Genomic DNA, 22,124 nt, shown 5'->3' with positions numbered 1-22,124 from the left:
CGAGTGGGATTGCCCCGAATGTGGAGCGCATCACGACCGAGACTTGAATGCAAGCCTGAACATCCTTACCGAAGGCAAAAGACTGCTTACTGTGTAATCACCTTACACGAACTGTCGGAACGACAGGGATAGCTTGGTAAACTTCTCTTCGTTAGAAGAGACTACCCAAGAATCTCGTGACTTTAGTCATGAGAGGTTCAAACCTGCCATTAACTTCTCATTACAAATGAAGAAAAATTTTTCATTGCCAATGCCAAGAGAGGGAGCCTATAAGAGACCAAATTGCATATAGGTAATTTTTGTTAATGGTAAAGCTTGGGTAGAGAGAGACGGAGATATGGCGGTTGGGGCAAGAGAAAATTAAACCAGCTCATTCCTCCAACTTATGGGGCGTTTTTTGTTATATTGGACAGGAAGAAATTGGGGCGGATAGTTCTTGGGAACTGGTATACCTTTGAGTTATAACAAGCAGGAGGTAACTACGTGGAGACTGCACATAACATTAGATTGACCTCACGGAAATGGCAACCCTTTGGACAACTTTTATAAACGATAGAAGTCGAATGCCATGGACTACGCGACCGATCACTTCTACCCACTGCAGTACTTGTATTTCGGTACCGGGGGTTTGTCGGCACTGCGAGGAGAAAGTATGCTCGTCGACGCCTTGTACTGGACGCCCGACTTCGTGATGGGGTGTGTTCAGCGGCAGGACGATTACCCGGACATTCCGTCTGTAAGCTGGTACGCTCACCATGAGCAGCACCAGTGGGATATTACCTTCGGATCGAAGACACAAACAAACGCATCATCCCGGAAATAATGGAAATGAACACGGCTATTGGACTGGTGATTCCCACCGAGAAGATGAATTTTTATTATATAAATAGTCCTGTTTCGTTTTCAAAACGAAGCGGGACTATTTGCTTTTATCCAGAAAAAGTCGCACTAGCGGAACCGTTTTGAGCATAGAAAGAATATGCTATGTAAGATAGAAGTATTTGCTAGAAGCGTTAATAGAGGAGGGCTGCATATGGCGACAAGACAGGAATTCATATCGTTGATTGCGCCTATCGCGATTCAACTGCGTTTGGATAATTCGCTGATATTTCCTTCCGTTCGAATAGCTCAGGCTATCCTGGAGACTGGCGGGAGCATAAATGCCTGGAACAATCTGGTTGGCTATAAAGTGGGCAGTGGAGTGAAAACGGCCTATTGGCAAGGGGACTCGGTCTCGGCATTGACTTGGGAAGTGGTGAACGGAACACGAAATGATAACGTACCTAGCAATTTCCGTGCTTATCCAACGATTGAAGCAGGCTTTCGCGATCAAGATTTACTTTTTCAAGCCTCGCGATATGTAAGTGTCCGGCAAGCAGTGAATCCGGCTGAGCAAACAAAAGCTCTGCAGAGCAGTGGATATGCTACTGATCCTGCCTATGCGAGCAAACTTGATGCTGTGATCCAGAGTTATCAATTAACACAGTTTGATGAGGAGGTTGTTCGTATGTTAGAAAAATTGGAGGAGCAGATCGCAGCTTTACAACAAAGGGTGACGACACTAGAGAAGCTGTCCGCACTTGAGACCATACCTGAATGGGCTCAGGGGGCTGTAGACGCTGCGATTCATGCAGGTCTGATAGATACGCCTCAGAATGGTAGCTACGACTTCTATAGACTGTTGACGGTTTTAAATCGCAAGGGAATTATTTGAACGGCAAGTGCATAAGTAGAAAAAAAGGCCGTGAGTACCTTTGGGAAGCCCTCTCCCTTAGTACACCATACGGCCTTTAATTTTGACATTTTCACCATACTTGGCTTTCATGACTTTGCTTTGCTCCAGCATATAAGCGTAAATCTCTTTCAACCGATTTTTGTGCGGTTTAATAGTTTCTTTTATTTCTCCATTTAGAACAATGTCGTATACGATCATAATGATTCGCTCCTTTTTTTAACTTTCTACTTACATTGTATGCTTTGAATATTAAATGACGATTAAAATTCTTTTTCGATTTTGTGAACAAACTTAAGGTTTTGTTAAGTGAGGGTAAAGTCATTGAGGTTTTCTGATCACTTTTTTTTATCAGTAATCTGTGATTCTAGCATGTGTATAACTTTATGCACATTATCCCCTAGACAAGCCTAGCGTTTATGACACATATCAACAATCTACCCACAGGATATACACAGTTATCTGTGGATAACGGAACGCTTGTTCTAAATTTTCTCCCATGATAATATAATTACAAATTATAGGATAAAGGTGATTTCCATTGAGACAAATAAGTGATGAAACATTAATTGACTCCTATTACAAGGCATTGGATTTGAGATTAGAAACTGATTTTCTTGACCTGCTGCTCGCGGAAATCCAAAGACGCAATTTGAAACTTCAAGTTTACATCAGGGATGAAGCTCCTCTAAATTAGTAGATTCTGATAGGTGAATGGTAAAGCTGTGATGGCAGTCCGGACAATTCACAAGGTGAGTGCACAGCTCATTCTGTAAAAAAGGCGGCTCTTCGGAGAAAGAGAGCATATTCGTCTCCCTATAGGGTGAGTAAGGGCCGAGATAATCGGTCCATTTGCCGCAATCGCAAGTCGTGTGTGAGCAGATAGGGCATAAGGCAGTAAGTTCCTGCATGCCATTACAAACAGGACATATAAAAGACAAAGGGATATTCCTCCTAATCCGAAGATTAGGTTTAGAATACCCCTTTTTATTTGAAATGATTAAAATTTCAAGTTGCTGCTGTGCCCTGGAGAAAGCTTAGCGCTTGGATCTATGTAAACTTTGGCATTATTAATGGCAGTAGGTGCTTCACCGAAACCAACAGCAATCAATTTTAGTTTGCCTGGATATGTTGTGATATCGCCGGCAGCGAAAATGCCTGGAATATTCGTTTCCATTCTGGAGTCCACAACGATGGAACCATTTTCAATATCAAGGCCCCATTCAGAAATCGGTCCAAGAGAGGAGACGAATCCGAAGTTAACGACAACGGCATCCACATCATGGATGGTTTCTTCGCCGGTTTTGATATCTTTAAGTGTGACTTGCTCAATGCGGTCACTTCCGTGCAGCTTCGTGATTTCAGTCGGGGTTACAACTTGGACTTTGGAGTTCATGAGGTTTTCGACACTGTGCTCATGTGCACGGAACTTGTCTCTACGATGAATCAAAGTTACTTTCTCAGCAATTGGTTCCAGCATAAGCGCCCAGTCTACTGCGGAATCGCCGCCGCCGCTGATCAGCACTTTTTGACCGGCAAAAGCGTTCAAATCGCTAACGAAGTAATGCAAGTTCTTTTTCTCGAATTGGGCAGCTTCCGGAAGCTCAAGACGGCGCGGTTCGAAAGCGCCAACTCCGCCAGTTATGATGACAGCATGGCTGTAATGTGTGCCTTTATCTGTTGTTACTTCAAAGAGGCGTTCTTCTTTTTTGGTTACTTGGTGAACCTTTTCTTCCAAGCGGGTGTCAATTGTAAAGTGTTTCATTTGAGCCAGCAAGTTGTTCACCAGCTCTTGAGCCGTCACTTTTGGAAATCCAGCTACGTCATAAATATATTTTTCTGGATAGAGGGCTGCAAGTTGACCGCCGAGTTGGGGCATACTTTCAATAATTTTAACAGTTGCTTGACGCATACCCGCATAGAAGGATGCAAACATCCCAGCAGGCCCGCCACCAATAACAATAATATCCACGATGTCTTGATTTACTTCTCTCTCGCTCATTCTTAAACTCTCCTCCGATTCATTTCCTTTGATGTTCTTTGATGTGTAAATATCCTGATCCATTCACAATCATTATTATATTATAAACGTCAATTCCATTGAAGGAAACAGGAAAAGTATGATTTCATTAATATATAATCGCTAATAAACAGGATAAATTATGCTCAAAGGAGTGGATCAAGCTCAATTCGCCGGGATGCCTTATTTTAAGCCAAAATAGCACTTGATATTTACTTATGAACATTATATTATATCATGAGAATCGGTTTATCCATGTTGTGACTAATCTCACCCTGTTTCATCATAATTCGCTGTCGGTGAGTGCAAACTAAAAGCAGTATACTACTTTTGAAGCTGTTTGTGTAATTTTTCACAAAATAGAGAAACTATAGGACTATAAAATCGGATATGGAAGTGAGAGACATGAGTAGAATACCAAGAATCGTCATCTTAGGTGCTGGTTACGGCGGGATTCTTTCGGCAATCCGTTTGCAAAAAGAATTGAACTACAATGAAGCCGATGTGACCCTCGTTAACAAGCATGACTATCATTACATCACAACCCATCTTCACATGCCTGCTGCGGGGACAGATAATCCTGAAAATGCACGCGTGAACATTTTGAAATTGATTGATGAATTTAAAGTTGATTTCGTGAAATCCACGGTGACCCAAATTCGTCCCCACGAGAAAAAAGTGATTTTGGAGGATGGCACACTTTCCTACGATTACTTGGTTATCGGTCTTGGTGGTGAAGCAGAAACTTTCGGTATTCCGGGTCTCAAAGAAAACGCGTTAAACATTCGCAGCATCAATAGCGTTCGCTTTATCCGCGAGCACATTGAGTATCAATTCGCGAAGTATAAGCGTGAACCGGATCGTAAGGATTATTTGACTTTCGTCATTGGTGGAGCCGGATTTACGGGCATTGAGTTTATCGGTGAGTTAGCTGACCGTATTCCTCAGCTGTGCAAAGAGTTCGACGTGGATCCTTCCCTTGTGAAGATTTATAATATAGAAGCAGCACCAACGGCATTGCCAGGTTTCGATCCTGAGCTTGTTGAGTATGCAATGAAAGTGCTGACGGATAAAGGCATTACTTTCAAAATCGGTACAGCGATTAAAGAATGTACACCAGAAGGCGTTCTTATTGCCGGCGATGAGTTTATTAAAGCAGCAACCGTTGTATGGACAGGCGGTATCCGCGGCAATCATATGTTGGATGAAGCAGGTTTCGAGACGATGCGCGGTAGAATTAAGGTCGATGAGTATCTGCGTGCTCCGCAATTTGACAATATCTATGTCGTAGGCGACTGTTCCATCGTTATGAACGATGAAGGCAGACCGTTCCCGCCTACAGCTCAAATAGCGATGCAGCAAGGAGAAGCTGTTGCACACAACTTGATTGCTTCCATTCGCGGTTCGCAAATGAAAACCTTCAAGTTCTCGAACAAAGGTACGGTAGCTTCTTTAGGTAAAGGGCAAGCGATCGGCATTGTCGGATCCCGTAAACTTAAAGGAAACGTAGCTGCTATGATGAAAAAGGTCGTAGATATGAGATACCTCTACATTATTGGTGGTATTCCGCTTGTGATTCGTAAAGGGCGTTTCTAATCAGTGTCAGCCTATCTTGGGGGGATTGCCAATGAGACACTGCAGTGTCCAAGTAAGAGGACTTCTTACCCGGGAAGAACTGGATCGTTATAATGCGCTGATCGAGGTTGGTCATTTCTTGGAGACCGAGAAGCGTTATGATCATGTGGCCGTCGTCCAAAAAGAAATAGACATTCTGATTCTTCCTGCGATTGAACGATTGAAAGAAAAAGGTCGTCAACGTGATCGAGATACGGAAGAATATTTGGCACGCAAAGCGCAGATGGAAGCCGAACTACAGGCTGCTCTTCGTGACGATGAGGATGATGAAAATTAACATAGACTAGAAGCTTGACTCTTCCTAGAGCAGGCTTCTTTTTTATTTGCCTTGGTCGGAAGGCTGCTGCGTGAATTGTCTGTAAAACGAATTGTGGTTAGACGGGCTGAACATGGAAAGAGCGAAGGACGCAAGGTCCTTCGCTCTTAGGGCATGAATTTAAATCCGAATCAATTCGGCAAATTTATCAGGTGTCAGTAGGTTACCTACATAAAAGTCTCCGAACTCTCCGAAACGTGCGCTTACTTCGTCGAAACGCATTTCATAGACAAGCTTTTTGAAATGGAGCGGATCTTCGGAGAACAACGTAACGCCCCATTCCCAATCATCAAGTCCAACTGAGCCTGTGATGATTTGTTTCACTTTACCCGCATAGGTGCGACCGATCATGCCGTGACTGCGCATCATCGTTTTACGGTCGTCTGCAGGAAGCATGTACCAATTATCGTTACCGTCGCGACGTTTATTCATTGGATAGAAGCAAATATGCTTGGCTTTTGGCAAAGTAGGCTTCAAGCGAGCTTGCAATTCAGGGTCTTCGGCTGGATCAACACCTGGTTTAGCTAAGTAGCTGCTTAGTTCCACAATGGATACATAAGAATACACAGGAATAGTAAATGCGGCAAAGCTGGATTTATTAAATGCATTTTCGAGGTCATTCAATTCTTCCAGTGTTTCACGCAATTGCATAAAGACAAAGTCAGCTTTTTGACCAACGATGCTGTAAACGGCGGTACTGCCAAGTTTATCATTCTCAATTTGCTGCCACTCAGACAGGAACTGGTTTAACTCTTTTGTTGCTTGTTTGCGCTGTTCTGGCTCTGCGGCATGCCATGCGTTCCAGTCAATTAGACGGAAATCATGGAGTGCATACCAGCCTTCCAGCGTTTGTACGGCTTCACTCATTCGGTGACCCTCCATTCAAGGCTAATATTCCCATACATTGTATCCAATTCATGGGGAAAGGGCAAATGAATAATGGGTGACAACCTAATGTTCAATTTGTGTACACTTTACCTGTACCCCTTAGTGGATTACAATTGGTAGGAAGGAATACGATGAAAATAAGTTTACGTTAATGTTTAAGGGGGATAATGCGTTGTTGCAAATGGTAATTGCCACTGTCTTAATGATGGTGTTATTTTTTGGGATCGGGTTTATTTTGAATATGCTCATGAAGACGACTTGGTTTCCGCTTTATGCGTATATCGCATTGATCATTGGTGTTGTAATCTATGGGTCATTGGGTACGACTTCGGCTTCTTTCCTCTCCAGCGGCGACAGCTTTACCTTGGTTGATATTGTTCCAGCTATTGGTGGCCTCGCGGGCGCGATACTTAGCGGATCAGCTATTAAAGCGTTGCGCATCAGAGGATTCAAAATGTTTTAAGTTCATAGAAATAAGTGTATTGGGTCACTCTAAGATAAAGTTAATGAACTTGTTTTATCGGAGGGGAATTCATTGCCCATTGCTTATGTGAATGGAACTGCTTTACATTACGAAATATCGGGTACCGGCACACCCATTGTTTTCATCCACCCGCCACTATTGACCTTGCAAACGTTTCATTATCAAAAGGAGCAATTGTCGGGACGATTTCAGGTTATTACATTTGATGTAGATGGACACGGCCAGAGTGAGCCATCTAAGCGAGAGCTTAGTTATCAAGGAATCGTTGAAGATTTAAAACAACTGCTGGACTTTCTTGAATTGGAAAAGGTGTTTGTATGCGGCTATTCCACAGGAGGTTCGCTCGTGTTGGAAGCACTGCTAACGTATCCGGAACGTTTCTATGGCGGAATTGTCGTCAGCGGAATGTCCGAGTTAACGGACGCCTATAATACAAGCAGGATCTGGATGGCTGCCCGGATGGCAGGCTCTGGGCTGTTTATGAACGTATTGAGGAATGCCATTACGCTGGGGAATGCGGATCGAGATGAAACGTATCACCGATTGTATGAAAGCTCTTTAGGCAATACAGCGAGTCGTGTACAGGCTTATTTCAATCAATCGATCAGTTACTCTTGTACAAGCCGTCTTTCAGGCATTCAATTGCCTATCCTTTTGATATATGGGCAGAAGGATCGGGGCTTTCATCGGTATGCACAAATCCTACATAAGAAGCTGCCGCATAGTTCGCTCTATTTCATTAAAGATGCCAAGCACCAGATTCCCTTCAAGAATGCACAGAAGATGAATGATTTGATTCAACTTTGGGTGGAAAGCCTAGATACGGATCAAACACTGCGAGGAGAGCTGGACCTAGCTATAGCAAGGAAGCTGAATCCTCTCCGGTATGGGGAAGACATGCCAAATGAACAGTTGTCTGTTGATGGCAGAAGCTAACTCAGACCGATATTTCTTATATAAACCAAAGAACCTCGATCTTCCTTTCAACTGGAGCGAGTTCTTTGGTTACTATGTGTAAGTTCCAACCAGCTGACGCATGATGAGGTTGGTTTTACCATTTTGGGAAATATTATCTTTTCTCTGGTTAATACCAAGCTTGTCGATTTTTGTGGTAGACTAAGAGAGAGAAGCCAAGGCGGTTTTGGCTAACTTGGTTGAAGGCAGGATGGTGCTGTAACGGGATGCGAATGACGAATATGCTGCATTTCACTGAAAATCACAGATTTTGCGTAATCCGTGAGTTTTCTTTGAGCAGCCTGGATTATAAAATGTTAGCTTTAATGTATCAACCGATGATAGGTGGTTTAGCGATTAGCCTCTATCAAGCTCTCTACCAGCAAATGAGTGCTGAGAAAGTCGGCTACTCGCCATTGGAACAGCAGCGGAAGCTATTTATGCTGCTGGAGCTTGAGCAAGGGGAGCGGGGACGTAAATACCTCATCGAACAATCCTCTAAACTTGAAGCTATCGGACTTTTACAAACGAATCGCAAGTTCTTAGTGGGCGAAGAAGACTATGTGTTTGAATACACGTTGTTTGCTCCGCTCGGACCGAATGAATTTTTTCGCAATCAACATTTAACTTTACTGCTTCGTGATAAGGTCGGGAAATTCATGCTGCTTTCTCTTCGAGAAGAGCTGCTGTCACCAGAGCCGGAGGAATGGCAAGGAGCGAGCGAGGAGAACCTGTCAGTTCCATTCTATGACTTGTTCCGTCTTAATACACAGGTGGTTGATTATGAGCTGGAGCAGGCCCTTTATGAGGCTTCTGCCAGCAAACAAACAGACCCTCGCATGGATGTTACAACGAAAGGCTTCCAGTATGCCGATATTATTATGAGATTTCCGCGAGGCGCGAGCAATCGTGTGTTCGTGGAGGCGCTTAAGCATATGCCTGAGCAGATGGCGGCGATTAACATCGTAGCGAAGAAGTATAACTTATCGCTTCAGGAGACGTGTCGTCTGCTGGATGAGGATGGCGTATTTGCCGAAGATGGAGAGCTTCAGATGGATCTCCTGCAATACAATGCGAACCTGTTCTACCGTCAAAGCAAGAAGCGCGGAGAAGAACGCGAGCGGACTTTGGCTCGATCTGAAGAGAGAGCTCAAGACGAGGAACAAGGAAACAGCGTTAAGGTTTCAGATGAGAAATCGGTTGAAATGCAATTTTACTTAGAAGTCCCGCAGCAGCTGCGCGGCGAATGCACGGATCATCAGTACAACTACATTATGCGAAATGAGCCCTATACGGCTGTTTTGAAAATGTTTTTCACCCAAGGCTCGATCCCTGATGGTGTACTTAATATTTTCGAAAAAATTGATTTGAATTATAAATTGAATGAAGAAGTGATTAATGTATTGATTCATTTTCTGCATATTGACCGTCGTTCGTGGGCGAAGTCGTCGATCGAAGCGGTTGCCTCAGATATGTTAGGCAAACAAATCGTTACTTATGAGCAAGCCGTGGACTATGTGCGGGAGAAAATCAGCTATAAACTGAAGGCAGCCTCCAAGGTGGAAGCCGCGAAGGCTGCCGGAGGCGGCGGGGTAGCAAGAAGCCGACAAGGCAAGTCACAAAAGCCGCACATTCCGATTGTCGTACCGGATGTCGGCGCAGCAGCATCCTCCAGGCTGACAGAAGAAGAGCTTGAAGCAGCAAGGAAAATGGCGCAGAGGCTGGATGAGCGCTTCAACCGCAAGAATTAATAAGCAGATGGACGGGGAGGTAGGTAAAAGATGGAATCCCTATCGCAATTATTGAAATCGATGCCCGATTCTGAATGGAGAAGGAAAGCGGAAGCGAAGATTGGGGCCGTCATGGAAGACGCCCTCGTGCATAAGTTTCGCAAAAAGTACCCATTCCTTGATGACTATACGATAAAAATTAATATGAACAAGCTATACCAGTATGTAACGGAGTACAAGAACTGTTCGAACTGTCCCGGCCTAGAGCGTTGTCCTAATGATATGACGGGTCATTACACGGTATTAATGGCGGAGTCGGTTAATGAAGCGGCTTTTATTCATGAGGAAAAGGCAGCTTGCAAGAAATTCAACGCCAAGCAGCTGGAGGATGCGATAAGCAGTCGAATTCGTACTTTTCATGTGGATGCTCGGATGATTTCACGCAGCTACTCCTTTGGAGAAATTCTCGAAACGGATCTGGATCGGGCCAAGGCTGTCATGCAGATTAATGATTATGTAAGCTTGACCATGGAAGAAGGGCTTCAAACAAGAGGATTGTATTTGTCAGGTTCCTTCGGAACCGGCAAGACATTTTTAATGGGCTACATGCTGCATCAGCTAGCTAAGGTAGGCATGACGGGTGCGATCGTCTATATGCCGGATTTCGCCGAGGATTTGAAGGGAATGTTTCAAGAGCCCTATAAGTTGAAGGAAACCATAGACCTTCTGAAGGAGACAGATTTGCTTGTCTTCGATGATATAGGAGCAGAGAATTTGAACCCATGGCTGCGCGATCATGTCATCGGAGCTATCGTGAATCATCGGATGAATCGGAAGCCGACGTTCTTTACGTCCAATTATGCGCTATCTGATCTGGAGAAGCATTTCAGCTTTACGAATAAAGACGGAGACGAAGAATACAAGGGACAGCGGATTATGGACCGCATTCGGCCTTTTGTCGATGTCGTTGATGTGACGGGAACGAACAAACGGGGAAAATAATATAAGCTGCACGATTGAGCGCTAAGCTCGTTGTGCAGCTTTTTATCTTATTAGTTCTTTTTTAGCTTTTCCAGCTCAAAGGTGACCTTCTCGATCATTTGTACAAAAGAGGTTAGTTCTTCTGCGCTAGCCGCTTGTGTTCGCGCGAAAAGAGTCGTTTCCTCAGATCCCCTCTTCACGAATTCGAGTTTTTTCGCAATAAGTTTAAGCTTCGATTGGATCTGATCCAGAGCTTCACGCGAACGAGAGGCTAGCTTGCGCACTTCATTGGCGACGACTTCAAAGCCTCGGCCATGCTCGCCAGAACGAGCGGCTTCAATGGCTGCATTGAGACCCAACAGATGAGTTTGATCCGATATTTCTTTCATGACAGATCCCATCTTGGAAATATCCTTGATTTCATCATTCAGCTCATCGAGCCGCTGGTTGGAGGTTTCTTGCGATTCGGCCGTTTGGACGGCAGTATCTGCCACGATTTGACTGCTGCCTCCGAGTTCAACCATCATGGATGCCAATTCCTGTACGGCATGTGAAATCGTCGTCAGCATTTTTTCCTGTTCATCGGCAAGCGTTAGAATTTTCTGTTTCTCCACATATTCGTAAGCCTCCAACACAAGCTGGGAATCTAAGTTAAACATTTTACTGAGGGAATGAAGAACTTGAGTCCATTCATTCGGCATGATGGATTGAAAATGAAGGGCTGCCAAATCCGTATATTTTAAATAAGTGCCCAAATACCAAGAAGTTGTAAGACCAATGCGAGAATGCACATGACCGATAAATAATCGTTTCTGAATATACTCATCATTAATAACGCCTGAGGCCATTGACATGAAGTACCAACGCTGTGTTTCCTTAAGGCGTTCCACTGTGCTGTGCTGCTCGATGATGGCGACTAATTCAGGCCAAATAATAATATCTGCATATAATTGATCGACTAACTTGTCTACGATTTGTGCAAATGCTTCTTGTTTACTTTTCAGCAGCTGCAGATCAGCCTCGGTTAATCCGATGTATGTAATCAATTTTTGTCTGTCTGGATGCAAGTTAATCATAAGTATAAAAGTTCTCCTTCTGTTAAATAATATTTTTTTTGTAAAAGAATCGAATACTTCCTTATTTTAACATGGTTAGAAGAAAAAAGCCTCTGCACAGGGGCAGAGGCTTTCTCAGCAAAGGATATGGACTATTTCATGACTTGAATCACAGTTGCAATGGCTGCAATAATAAAAAGCACGCCAAAGAAAACGCCAAAGCCAATACCAACGTCCATGAAATCGTTACGCGGTTCTTCATATACGTGAAGCTCAGGGTGTTTAGGATCGCTCATGTGGTTACCCCCTAACGTCCGACATTCTAAGTTTAAGATTAGTATACCCAAATTCGTCGAAAGTTGTAAAGCAAATCAAAGTGACAATTGTGCAAACGATAAGATAATGATGCCTATATAGCAAAAAACACTTGACTATAACATTAGTGTCATGGTTTACAATAAGATCATCCTTACTTGATCAAGGAAAAGGAAAAAGGTGAACGCAATGCGGATCAGTGAATTATCCAAGCTTACCGGCGCCAGCATACGCTCCTTGCGTTATTATGAAACCAAAGGTTTAATTGCGACGCAGCGAGAGGAAAATGGCTACCGGGTGTTCAACCAGATGGCTGTCGAACGTGTGAAGACCATACAGTTTTATTTGAGCTTAGGTTTTACAACAGAGCAGATTGAAAGCTTTCTGAACTGTGTAATGAAAAATCAGGAGTCGCTGTGTGATGACTTGCTTCCACTTTATACCGAGAAGCTCCGTGACATTGAACAGCAGATGGAGATGCTGCAGCTGCTGCAAGCGAATTTAAAGGACCGGATTGCTTATATTGAGCAGCAGAGGGTTCAAGGATTACCTGTAGGTGTGCCTACTTTATAGCGTAATAACCAGCCTTTCACTAATGGGTGGCTTGGTTGAAATGACCTGTCAGTGTGGTATACTTTACTTGTTGACGTTCATCGGTAGCAAAGTTCTACTTGATGTTATACATGAAATCTATTCTTAGAAGGAGGAACTATCATGGCAATTGTGAATGTTTCCGATAACAGTTTTAAATCAGAAGTTGAAGGCGAAGGTACAGTACTTGTAGACTTCTGGGCACCTTGGTGCGGACCTTGCAAAATGATCGCTCCTGTTCTGGAAGAACTGGATAAAGAAATTGAATCCTTGAAAATCGCAAAAGTGAACGTGGATGACAATCCGGAATCCGCTTCCCGCTTTGGCGTTATGAGCATTCCAACACTGATCGTTTTCAAAGACGGACAGCCTGTTGATAAAGTGGTTGGTTTCCAATCCAAAGAAGCTCTTAAAAATGTTGTAGCGCGTCATCAATAATAGATCGTTCCGGCAACGATTGTTCGTGAGAAAAAGCTCTTTTTCTGCTATGCTGAGAAAGAGCTTTTTTTCTTTTTTTTATTGACGAATTTGTTTACTCCGAAGATGGAGGTTGCTCGAAAGGAGATTGTAAGACGTGACAGACTATGAGCATGAGGATGCGGGTATCCGCGAGCAGAGTCTTGAAATGATCAAGCACAAGCTGTCTTTGTTACCAGACAAGCCTGGCTGTTATATTATGAAAAATCGTGAAGGAACGATTATTTATGTAGGTAAAGCGAAGGTGCTGAAAAATCGTGTGCGCTCCTATTTTACCGGCAGCCACAGCGCAAAGACGCAAAAACTAGTCAGCGAGATTCGCGACTTTGAATATATTATTACCTCCTCGAACATGGAAGCGTTGATTCTGGAGTGTAATCTGATTAAGCAGCATCATCCCCGGTATAACGTGCTTCTCAAGGATGATAAGACATTTCCTTATATTAAAATTACCCATGAAGAGCAGCCGCGTCTGGAAGTAACGCGGAGAGTGATTAAAGATAAGGGCAAGTATTTTGGCCCTTATCCGAACGCTTTCGCGGCCCAGCAGACGAAGAAGCTGCTGGATCGGCTTTACCCTCTTCGCAAGTGCAAGACGATGCCGGATAAAGTATGCCTATACTATCATATCGGGCAGTGTCTGGCGCCTTGCGAGTTTGACGTAACCGCGGAGACGAACGAGCGGATGGTGCAGGAGATCAGTCGTTTCCTCGGCGGCGGACACGATGTGATTAAAGAAGAGCTGACGACCAAAATGCTGGCCGCAGCGGAGGAACTAAACTTTGAACGCGCGAAGGAGCTGCGCGATCACATCATGAGCATCGATGCCGTGATGGAGAAGCAGAAAATTACGACAGCAGATGCGCTTGATCGTGACGTATTCGGCTACGCGGTCGACAAGGGCTGGATGGCTGTACACATCCAGTATATGCGGCAGGGCAAGCTGATTGAGCGGCATGTTTCGCTGTTTCCTTATTATGGGGATGAATATAACGATTTCATGTCCTATGTTACGCAAGTATACAGCGACAATCCGGCGCTGCCAAAGGAGATTTTTCTGCCAAATATGCCAGTGGGCAATGAAGTCACTGTCCTTTCAGAACCTGCTGTCCATACAGAAGCTACCGCTGAAGTGCCGCCTGAAGCCGTCGCCCGAGCAGAGGCGGAAGAGACAGATATTCGCGAAGCCTTGGAATCGTGGCTAAAGGTCAAGGTCCATATCCCGCAGCGCGGACTTAAGAAACAAATGGTCGATATGGCCAAAGATAACGCTCGCAACGCACTGGATGAGAAGTTCCGCTTGGTGGAGCGGGACGAACGCCGCACAACGAAGGCCGTAGAGAATCTTGGCGAGTGGCTGGGTACAGGGACGATACGTCGCATCGAGGCCTTCGATAACTCAAACATACAAGGGACGAATCCGGTCTCGGCCATGGTCGTCTTCGTTGATGGAAGGCCGGATCGCAAGGAGTACCGCAAGTATAAGGTCAAAACGGTCCAAGGACCGGACGATTACGAAACGATGCGTGAAGTCATCCGCCGCAGATACGAACGTGTACTGAAGGATAATTTGACGATGCCCGATCTCATTGTAGTGGATGGCGGGAAAGGACAAATATCTGCTGCTGTTGATGTCTTGGAAAATGAGCTGGGCCTATTCATTCCTATTTGCGGTCTGGTAAAGGATGCGAAGCACAAGACAGCACAGCTTATGATCGGTGATCCGGCTGAAGTCGTGCCGCTGCCGAGAGACAGCCAGGAGTTCTACCTACTTCAGCGCATTCAAGACGAAGTTCACCGTTTCGCGATTACATTCCATCGGGAAACGAGAGCGAAATCGATGGTTGTGTCGCAGTTGGATGCGATTCCGGGTATAGGTGAGAAACGACGCAAGGCGCTCCTGAAGCATTTTGGCTCCGTACGCAAAATCAAAGAGGCCGAAGTCACGGACTTCAAGCCTCTAGGTATAGGAGAGAAATTAGCTGGCGAAATTATCAAAGCACTTCAAGGTGAGGCGGCGATTCCCCAGGAATAAGGGGGGATCGCCTTTTTCCGTGCAGCCAAGCGAGCAGCAGACCGATGAGTGCTGGCAATAAAACATACAACATCCCGGCAAGCACATTGCTGACATGCCCTAAGGAAAAGAGTGACAGACCCATGAGTATGCTGTCCATACAGGCGTGAGCAAAAACAGCGGTTATGAAGCCGTATTTTAGGAATACATACCCGAGAATGATGCCAATCACCGTAACTTCGATTAACCTGGTATAGACGGGATAGATGGGGTATTGCGTGTGGCTTGCAGCCCATATAATGCTAGGAATCAGCACGGCAATAAAGTTGGAACGAAATAGTTTTTTAAACAAAATAATGCCAAGCAGTCGAAAGGTTGCTTCTTCGGATATGGCTGCAACCCAGGCCATCATGGGAAACAAGCGAGGCTCCACCATATTAAGCACCGAATCCGAGGGATCGTTCACGGCCCACACATCGAAACTCACTTCTCCCACATAGAAAAGCACCTGTTGGACACCCAAAATGAAGAGAGCCAGTAAATAGCCGCGCCCCATGCCATGAAACACATCATGTCCAAAACGATTGTCTTTCCATAAAGGCCATTTAGGCTGCCCGATAGACTGCCATAGTCCGCTGCCTGCTACCAGCGACAAGTAAAGGGAAAGAGCAAGCAAGACGGTGACCAGATTCATGAATATAATGATGGCTTGGATGGCCAACTCGCTGCTGCCAGCACCGGACATGGCTCGGAATGCAGGATATAAATTATAATTATTGCTTATATAAATAGCTAAGAAAATGGCTGTTAGCAGTAAGCCTCTGCGGAATTTCATTGTTTTTCTATATTTAATGGCATATATAAGGGCAATAATAGCCATTATTGCGGTGAAGCCCATAGACACCCATGTCATGAGAGAGGCGGAACGGTCTTGCTGATTAAGCCATATTTGATGTGAAGCCGGTAAGCTGAATAACACGCTGTATCCCGTTAAATTGGCATCATCGAATTGAACTTCAACCTGCAGACGGGCTTCGCCAATAGGCTCCGTCTTCTTTTCGTAGTAAAGCGTTGTTCCTGCAGGCTGCTCTCCCAAGATTTCTGGCTTATCGACCGCTATAAAGTCATCCGGGTTTAGTCCTTGCTGGCGTATTTCCTGCTTTGCCAAAATATCTGCTTTATGCTTGCTTATTGTGGAAGAAGTATTTGTCGTTTCCATCCAGCCGAAGACCTTACTGTTGGTATAATTAACCTCAACCGTAAATTGTCGTCTGTTTGTTGCGTCTTTTACACTCACCTGATAGTAGTCAATGGGGAAACGCTCTCCGTAAACCTTATTGTAGGCCTCGGATAAATGTTCTTTCTGCATATAACCGCTGCGTGTTTTTTTGGATTGATACACGACATAGGTTTGAACGTCTTTGATATTGTAACGTTCGGTGATGAATGCAGCGGCGCTTTGCGCTGCCTGCTGTTTCGTCATGGAAGGATTGTCGGCATTTTTGCTTTCATCTGTTTGAAGTCCATATAAAGCGGTTATTCCCATGTAAAGCGCTACTCCAATGAAGGCAAGGAGGAGTAGAGAACGATTTAACTTCGGCCTGATCATAGAGCTGTTCCCTTCTGGATTCAAGATTCTGGCATCGCTAGATTAACGTTATCACAGTTTAAAAAGAAGTCAATTCAGTGGTAAATAAATACAAACAGTTATATAATACCTATCAATTGCATTCGAAGCGAATTTCTTTAAGAGTTCAGGGAACTATACCAATAAAAGGCATGAAAATCCGTTGTCATTACCTAAAGGAGGACGCAATGTTAAAGAAAATGAGTATTTGGCGGCTTAAACCTCCTCAAATTCTTGTTCTTGGATTTGCCTGTATCATTTTCTTGGGAGCAGGACTTTTAACCCTTCCTTTTGCTTCGGCAACGGGGCATTCTGTAGCGTTCTTGGATGCGCTGTTTACAGCGACCTCAGCAACCTGTGTAACCGGGCTTGTCGTTGTGGATACAGGAAGCGCCTACTCGATGTTCGGACAGATTGTTATTGTAAGTTTGATCCAGGTAGGCGGTTTAGGGTTCATGACGATGGCTACGTTAGTCGCTTTTGCCCTTCGGATGAAGATAACGTTGAAAGAGCGTTTAGTTCTGCAAGAGGCTTTAAATCAAGGGACTATGGAAGGTATTATCCGACTTATTCGCAAAGTCATCATTTATTCCTTAACGATTGAAGCTGTGGCGGCAGTTATTTTTACCATTCGCTGGACGTTTGATTTGGGCTTTCCCAAAGCTCTTTATTTTGGTATTTGGCATGCCATATCGATGTTTAATAATGCGGGCTTTGATTTGTTTGGTACGGTAGACGCCCCCTTTGTTTCTTTTACCAACTACACCAATGATGTGGTGGTGAATGTTGTTGCTATGGCGCTTATTGTTCTAGGTGGGATAGGCTTTATTGTTATGTCGGATACGCTGGAATTTCGTAAGACGAAAAAGCTTTCTTTGCAGTCCAAAGTCGTATTGAGCATGACGGGCTTTCTCATTGTGTTTGGAGCCATTGTCATCTTTATATTCGAATATACGAATATCAGAACCATGGGATCGCTCGACCTAGGTGGCAAAATATTAGCTTCTTTCTTCCAATCTGTTGCGCCGCGGACTGCAGGCCCCAATACGGTTGATATCGGCGGCATGCGTCAAGCTACGCAATTCTTTATCGTTATTCTCATGTTTATTGGAGCCTCTCCGGGCTCAACGGGCGGCGGTATTAAAACAACGACGTTCACGATTCTGATCAGCGCCATAGTGACCATGATTCGTGGAAAAGAGGACATTGTCATTTTTCGCCACCGTTTGGCAAAGGACCGTATCTTAAAAGCCATTACGTTAACGATGCTTGCTTTGTTTTTAGTTATCTTCGTTTCGATGCTGCTGTCTACAACTGAGAATGCGCAATTACTCAAAATTTTGTTTGAGGTTACTTCGGCTTTTGGAACTGTGGGCATGACCATGGGGTTAACTCCAGATTTGACGACCTTCGGGAAAATACTCATCAGCATAACGATGTTTGCTGGTCGTTTGGGACCCATAACACTTGCCTATGCCTTGCAGCCTAAGCAGGAAAAAGAATTATTTAGATACCCAGAAGGTAAAATTACGATCGGATAAGGGGTGCAGCGCAGATGAAAAAGAATCAATATGTCGTCATTGGTCTGGGTCGATTCGGATCCAGTATATCCAAGGAACTGGTTAAACTAGGCTATGAAGTACTTGGCATTGATAAGGATGAAGAGGCTGTAGATGAAATGAGTTCAGAGCTCACACATGCTGTGGTGGCGGATTCCACGGATGAGGAAGTACTTAAGTCCCTCGGTGTGCGCAATTTCGATTGTGCTGTCGTTTCAATTGGTGATGATATACAAGCAAGTATTTTGACCGCCATTGTATTGAAGGATTTAGGTGTCAAAAAAGTCGTTGCCAAAGCCTTATCTGAGCTTCACGGTAAAGTGCTGAATAAGCTGGGGGTCGACCGTGTCATTTATCCGGAGAGAGATATGGGTATTCGTGTTGCGCATCAACTCGTTTCACCCAATTTACTCGATTACATTGAAATTTCCAAAGACTATACCATTGTAGAGCTTTCGGTTCCTAAAGGTCTGTGCGGTTTGTCCATCAAAGAACTTGATCCTCGCGCCAAATATGGCTGCAGCGTAGTAGCCATTAATAAACAGAAGGGGATTATTATTGCACCAACCGCATCGGATGTAGTAAATGAGAATGATGTCATGGTCATTATTGGGACCAACGAGCAAATTGAGAATTTTGAAAATGAAGTTATCAGTTAATGGAAACTTCGACATCCATAATGGTTGAACATGTTATCATTTTACTTGTGCTTGTTTTCGGATTGGGGATGATCTTCGGGAAAGCGGCGCAATGGCTGAAACTGCCTGATGTTGCTATGTTTCTCCTAGCAGGCATACTAGTAGGCCAAGGCTTGCATTGGATTAATGAGTCTAGCACATCATTCACGAATCAGTTTATTCTCGTCATGGGTTCCGCTTTAATTCTTTTTGATGGGGGACGCAACATTAGGCTATCCGGATTTCGGCAAGTGTGGTTGACTGTTACTTTATTAAGTATTCCGGGTGTAATCATAACCTGCTTGACTGTAGCTGCAGTTGCTCATATCCTGTTGGGTCTACCGTGGCTTTATGCCCTGTTATTGGGCTCAATTATTTCTTCTACCGATCCTGCCACGTTAATTCCAGTGTTTAAGCAGGTGAAGATACGCACGAAGGTACGGGAGACAGTGGAAATTGAATCTGCTTTTAATGACGCGACAGGCTCTATTCTCACTTTTTCATTTTTAGCTATTATAGTGGGGACGCAAGAAGTTTCCGCTCTTTCTGGCGCTGCTGAATTTGCGAAAATGGCGCTTGGTGGGCTTGCGCTGGGACTTGTATTTGGCTACATAATGACATTCTTAACTGCGCATTTAAAGTTGGGGCTTCTGAGAGACTTTGCGACTATTGCGATGGTCGTAACGGCTCTAGGGGCTTATGTGGTAGGACAGCTTCTTGGTGTCAGTGGTTTCATGGCGACTTTTACAGCGGGGTTGATTTGGGGAAATGCTGACACTTTCAAGCTGAATCTGTATGACAAGCGTGATGAAATGACACATTTTTCTGATAATATTACGGTCATTATGCGCATGCTCATTTTCATTCTGCTAGGTAGTCAAGTCAATTTCCCTTTGCTTTTGGCTCATTTATGGACAAGCTTAGGGGTCATTTTTGTCTTTGTGTTTATTGCGCGTCCTTTGACCGTTTTATTATGTACATGGCCCGACCGCAAGGCGAAGTGGCAGAGGAATGAGATATTGTTCATGTTCTGGGTACGCGAAACTGGCGTCATTCCTGCCGCTTTGTGTGGGTTGGTCGCGGGTATGGGGGTGGCGCACAGTGATTTGATGACGAGTGTTACCTTTATGGCGGTGTTGATCACGATTTTATTGCAAGCAAGTACAACGGCTTATGCAGCGCGCAAGCTGGGTCTTGAAGTTAAAGCTGATGAGGTTTAGTTATTAGGAGTGCTAAAGTAACTTATTGCCTGAGTAATGAATTTCATGGATTCAGGGTTATCCGAAGAGAGGTCGGAGTAAATTAACGATGTCGTGCGCTTCGTTTGCTCAAGCTCCGCCAAATCGCGTAAAATGAGTTCGTTATTCCGAATTAAATCTTCTCTTAGATACGATTTGGGCAGCAGGGTGGCTGTTTTACAAGTAGAGACGAGACGTAGGATCGCCTCGAAGGAATCGATCTCCATTTGAACATTGGGCAAAATGGTGAACCGATTGAACAATTCGTCCATCAGAATGCGGTACCAAGTGCCTTTGGAAAATAAAATCATGGGCAGCTCATTTAAATCAGCCATGGTGATGACGCTTTGATCTATTAATGGATGTCCTAGCGGGAGTACCAAACATAAATGATCGTCAAATAAGGGTTCACAATGTAGGCTTGTAGCATTGATCTGGGAAGCGACAATGCCGATGTCCACCTTATTTTCCTTTACCATGGTGACGACCTCATGGGTTTTTCCCGTCAGAAGCTTGATCTCTGTGAGCGGGTAATCTTGCAAATAATAGGTCACAAGATCAGGAAGAGTAGCCTGCAGAGTGGTTAAACTGGCACCAATCGTAATGGAAGTATGGGATCCTGCCGCTTTATAGGTTTGGATGGCTTGCTTGAATTTCCGTTCCAAATGCCGCAGCTCCAAGGCATGCTCATAGCAAATTTGGCCGACCTTCGTTAGCTCAAGCCGCTTGCCTTTGCGAATAAAAAGTTCGACGCCAAGCTCTTCTTCCAGTTTCATGATTTTGCGCGAAAGGGCAGGCTGCGAAAGGTTTAAAAGTTGAGAGGCTTTATTCAAGCTCACTTGTTCCACAACAACGGCGAAAACATCCAAAAGTTCCACGATCTATCATCTCCTTCAACCTTATATATGTGAAATTGTTATAAGTGTATATAAAAAAACGGCACTTCCATTATAAGCGCGAAAGAGGTACGATGTACATGTCACTTTTTATTCACAATTATTGGCTGGCCGTGTATATTCATTCACTGCTTTGGCGCAAAATAGGCGTGGATGATTATGGGTTGACGCTCGTTTGCGGCGAGAGTAGAATGGTATGTGGCTTGTTTTGTCTAAACATGTCAGATGTTAGTTTATGAATTTTGTTGAGGGGGGAATTGGTTACATTATGGGTAATTCGTATTACTTTCGAAAGATCCACTCTTTGCTAGGTGTCATTCCGGTGGGCTTCTTCCTTATTGAGCATTTGCTCACTAACTATGAAGCAACCAAAGGACCAGCAGCCTTCGTGGATCAAATTAACTGGCTGAACGGTCTGCCATTGGTTCTGCTCCTGGAAATCGTGGGGATTTGGCTTCCGCTTCTTTATCATGCCGTTTACGGGCTGTATGTGGCGTATCAAGCACGGAATAACGTGTCCAGCTATGGGTATTTCCGCAATCAAATGTTTATGCTTCAACGGGTGACCGGCGTTATCACTTTCTTGTTCGTTGCTTGGCATCTCTTTGAAACGCGTTTACAGGTTGCTTTAGGCAATGTAGCGCATGAAGATCTCGGTCGAACAATGCACGATATTGCAACGAATCCAGTTATTTTTACGATTTATGTTATCGGTGTTGTTTCAGCAAGCTTCCATTTCTGTAATGGAATTTGGTCGTTCTTGGTTAGTTGGGGTATTACAGTTGGACCACGCGCACAACGTTACTCTTCCATTGTTTGGATGGCTTTATTCGTTGTGATGTCCGTGATGTTTATTATGTCTTTGGTCGCTTTTACAGGCTCGGAATTTTCGGTTCCGGTAGAAGCACATTCGGGGCATTAAGGGAGGGTGAACA

Annotated in this window: 23 protein-coding genes; 16 read left to right on the top strand and 7 right to left on the bottom strand. The window is 44.3% G+C overall.

The genetic code is table 11. From position 1 onward, the window contains the following. Both FU659_RS09790 and FU659_RS09785 read left to right on the top strand, forming a co-directional pair. A partial coding sequence (locus FU659_RS09790) for a zinc ribbon domain-containing protein (protein WP_147947405.1) occupies positions 1–97 on the top strand: 97 nt, incomplete at its 5' end. A 936-nt stretch (positions 98–1,033) separates the two neighbouring features. Continuing rightward, entirely contained in the window at positions 1,034–1,714 is a 681-nt protein-coding gene (locus tag FU659_RS09785) for a glucosaminidase domain-containing protein (RefSeq protein ID WP_147947404.1), read from the top strand. Positions 1,715–1,771: 57 nt separating this feature from the next. Here FU659_RS09785 and FU659_RS09780 read toward each other — a convergent pair whose 3' ends face one another. Continuing rightward, positions 1,772–1,933, bottom strand: a complete 162-nt coding sequence (locus tag FU659_RS09780) for a mechanosensitive ion channel protein MscL (RefSeq protein WP_147947403.1) — start codon at positions 1,931–1,933, stop codon at positions 1,772–1,774. A 340-nt stretch (positions 1,934–2,273) separates the two neighbouring features. Between FU659_RS09780 and sda the strand changes: the two genes are divergently transcribed. Then, on the top strand, positions 2,274–2,429 hold the full coding sequence (gene sda / locus FU659_RS09775) for a sporulation histidine kinase inhibitor Sda (RefSeq protein WP_147947402.1): 156 nt from the start codon (positions 2,274–2,276) through the stop codon (positions 2,427–2,429). A gap of 303 nt (positions 2,430–2,732) precedes the next feature. Here the strand turns inward: sda and FU659_RS09770 are convergent, their stop codons facing one another. Then, positions 2,733–3,734: an NAD(P)/FAD-dependent oxidoreductase gene (locus FU659_RS09770; protein ID WP_147947401.1), complete on the bottom strand. Its 1,002-nt coding sequence runs from the start codon at positions 3,732–3,734 to the stop codon at positions 2,733–2,735. Between the two features lie 423 nt (positions 3,735–4,157). Here FU659_RS09770 and FU659_RS09765 point away from each other — a divergent pair, with 423 nt between their 5' ends. Together FU659_RS09765 and FU659_RS09760 are read left to right on the top strand one after the other, a co-directional pair. Then, the gene (locus tag FU659_RS09765; RefSeq protein WP_147947400.1) at positions 4,158–5,348 is read left to right on the top strand and encodes an NAD(P)/FAD-dependent oxidoreductase; all 1,191 of its coding nucleotides are present in this window, start codon (positions 4,158–4,160) and stop codon (positions 5,346–5,348) included. 31 nt (positions 5,349–5,379) lie between these two features. Beyond that, positions 5,380–5,664 carry a hypothetical protein gene (locus FU659_RS09760; protein WP_147947399.1) on the top strand — a complete coding sequence of 95 codons (285 nt, stop codon included), beginning with the start codon at positions 5,380–5,382 and terminating at the stop codon, positions 5,662–5,664. 159 nt (positions 5,665–5,823) lie between these two features. On the opposite strand, the gene hemQ is transcribed toward FU659_RS09760, so the two are convergent. After that, positions 5,824–6,570: a hydrogen peroxide-dependent heme synthase gene (gene hemQ, locus FU659_RS09755; protein ID WP_147947398.1), complete on the bottom strand. Its 747-nt coding sequence runs from the start codon at positions 6,568–6,570 to the stop codon at positions 5,824–5,826. A 193-nt stretch (positions 6,571–6,763) separates the two neighbouring features. Between hemQ and FU659_RS09750 the strand changes: the two genes are divergently transcribed. The 4 genes from FU659_RS09750 to dnaI all read left to right on the top strand — a co-directional run bounded on the left by FU659_RS09750 (position 6,764) and on the right by dnaI (position 10,761). Then, positions 6,764–7,054 carry a YuiB family protein gene (locus FU659_RS09750; protein ID WP_147947397.1) on the top strand — a complete coding sequence of 97 codons (291 nt, stop codon included), beginning with the start codon at positions 6,764–6,766 and terminating at the stop codon, positions 7,052–7,054. Between the two features lie 72 nt (positions 7,055–7,126). Beyond that, on the top strand, positions 7,127–8,011 hold the full coding sequence (locus FU659_RS09745; protein ID WP_147947396.1) for an alpha/beta fold hydrolase: 885 nt from the start codon (positions 7,127–7,129) through the stop codon (positions 8,009–8,011). Between the two features lie 245 nt (positions 8,012–8,256). Next, a complete protein-coding gene (locus FU659_RS09740; RefSeq protein WP_147947395.1) occupies positions 8,257–9,780 on the top strand; it encodes a replication initiation and membrane attachment family protein in 1,524 nt (507 codons plus the stop codon). 30 nt (positions 9,781–9,810) lie between these two features. After that, positions 9,811–10,761, top strand: a complete 951-nt coding sequence (gene dnaI / locus FU659_RS09735; RefSeq protein WP_147947394.1) for a primosomal protein DnaI — start codon at positions 9,811–9,813, stop codon at positions 10,759–10,761. Positions 10,762–10,811: 50 nt separating this feature from the next. On the opposite strand, the gene FU659_RS09730 is transcribed toward dnaI, so the two are convergent. Both FU659_RS09730 and FU659_RS09725 read right to left on the bottom strand, forming a co-directional pair. After that, positions 10,812–11,816: a globin-coupled sensor protein gene (locus tag FU659_RS09730; RefSeq protein ID WP_147947393.1), complete on the bottom strand. Its 1,005-nt coding sequence runs from the start codon at positions 11,814–11,816 to the stop codon at positions 10,812–10,814. Positions 11,817–11,947: 131 nt separating this feature from the next. Further along, on the bottom strand, positions 11,948–12,091 hold the full coding sequence (locus FU659_RS09725; protein ID WP_147947392.1) for a YqzM family protein: 144 nt from the start codon (positions 12,089–12,091) through the stop codon (positions 11,948–11,950). Positions 12,092–12,299: 208 nt separating this feature from the next. Between FU659_RS09725 and FU659_RS09720 the strand changes: the two genes are divergently transcribed. The 3 genes from FU659_RS09720 (at position 12,300) to uvrC (ending at position 15,213) form a co-directional block, all read left to right on the top strand. Next, complete coding sequence (locus FU659_RS09720) at positions 12,300–12,683, top strand: MerR family transcriptional regulator (RefSeq protein WP_147947414.1); 384 nt, start codon at positions 12,300–12,302, stop codon at positions 12,681–12,683. A gap of 141 nt (positions 12,684–12,824) precedes the next feature. Then, entirely contained in the window at positions 12,825–13,139 is a 315-nt protein-coding gene (trxA, locus tag FU659_RS09715) for a thioredoxin (RefSeq protein WP_147947391.1), read from the top strand. Positions 13,140–13,326: 187 nt separating this feature from the next. Beyond that, on the top strand, positions 13,327–15,213 hold the full coding sequence (gene uvrC / locus FU659_RS09710) for an excinuclease ABC subunit UvrC (RefSeq protein ID WP_222708518.1): 1,887 nt from the start codon (positions 13,327–13,329) through the stop codon (positions 15,211–15,213). Here the strand turns inward: uvrC and FU659_RS09705 are convergent. Continuing rightward, positions 15,173–16,801, bottom strand: a complete 1,629-nt coding sequence (locus FU659_RS09705; RefSeq protein WP_147947389.1) for a CPBP family intramembrane glutamic endopeptidase — start codon at positions 16,799–16,801, stop codon at positions 15,173–15,175. The two genes, uvrC and FU659_RS09705, sit on opposite strands and share 41 nt — an antisense overlap. A 206-nt stretch (positions 16,802–17,007) precedes the next feature. On the opposite strand from FU659_RS09705, the gene FU659_RS09700 reads away from it, so the two are divergent. The 3 genes from FU659_RS09700 to FU659_RS09690 are packed head-to-tail and all read left to right on the top strand — an operon-like array spanning position 17,008 to position 20,275. Then, complete coding sequence (locus FU659_RS09700) at positions 17,008–18,360, top strand: TrkH family potassium uptake protein (protein ID WP_147947388.1); 1,353 nt, start codon at positions 17,008–17,010, stop codon at positions 18,358–18,360. Positions 18,361–18,374: 14 nt separating this feature from the next. Then, entirely contained in the window at positions 18,375–19,037 is a 663-nt protein-coding gene (locus tag FU659_RS09695; RefSeq protein ID WP_147947387.1) for a potassium channel family protein, read from the top strand. Then, positions 19,037–20,275: a cation:proton antiporter gene (locus FU659_RS09690; protein ID WP_147947386.1), complete on the top strand. Its 1,239-nt coding sequence runs from the start codon at positions 19,037–19,039 to the stop codon at positions 20,273–20,275. Before FU659_RS09695 ends, FU659_RS09690 begins: the two co-directional genes overlap by 1 nt. Here the strand turns inward: FU659_RS09690 and FU659_RS09685 are convergent. Further along, entirely contained in the window at positions 20,272–21,171 is a 900-nt protein-coding gene (locus FU659_RS09685; RefSeq protein ID WP_147947385.1) for a LysR family transcriptional regulator, read from the bottom strand. The two genes, FU659_RS09690 and FU659_RS09685, sit on opposite strands and share 4 nt — an antisense overlap. 286 nt (positions 21,172–21,457) lie before the next feature. Here FU659_RS09685 and FU659_RS09680 point away from each other — a divergent pair, with 286 nt between their 5' ends. Then, positions 21,458–22,111, top strand: a complete 654-nt coding sequence (locus FU659_RS09680) for a succinate dehydrogenase cytochrome b558 subunit (protein WP_147947384.1) — start codon at positions 21,458–21,460, stop codon at positions 22,109–22,111. Positions 22,112–22,124 lie beyond the last annotated feature (13 nt).

This window comes from Paenibacillus sp. N3.4 (genome assembly GCF_008017805.1).
GTDB lineage: Bacteria > Bacillota > Bacilli > Paenibacillales > NBRC-103111 > Paenibacillus_E.
Note: the sequence above shows the minus strand (reverse complement) of the source record. Positions and strands in the feature narration are given on the sequence as shown.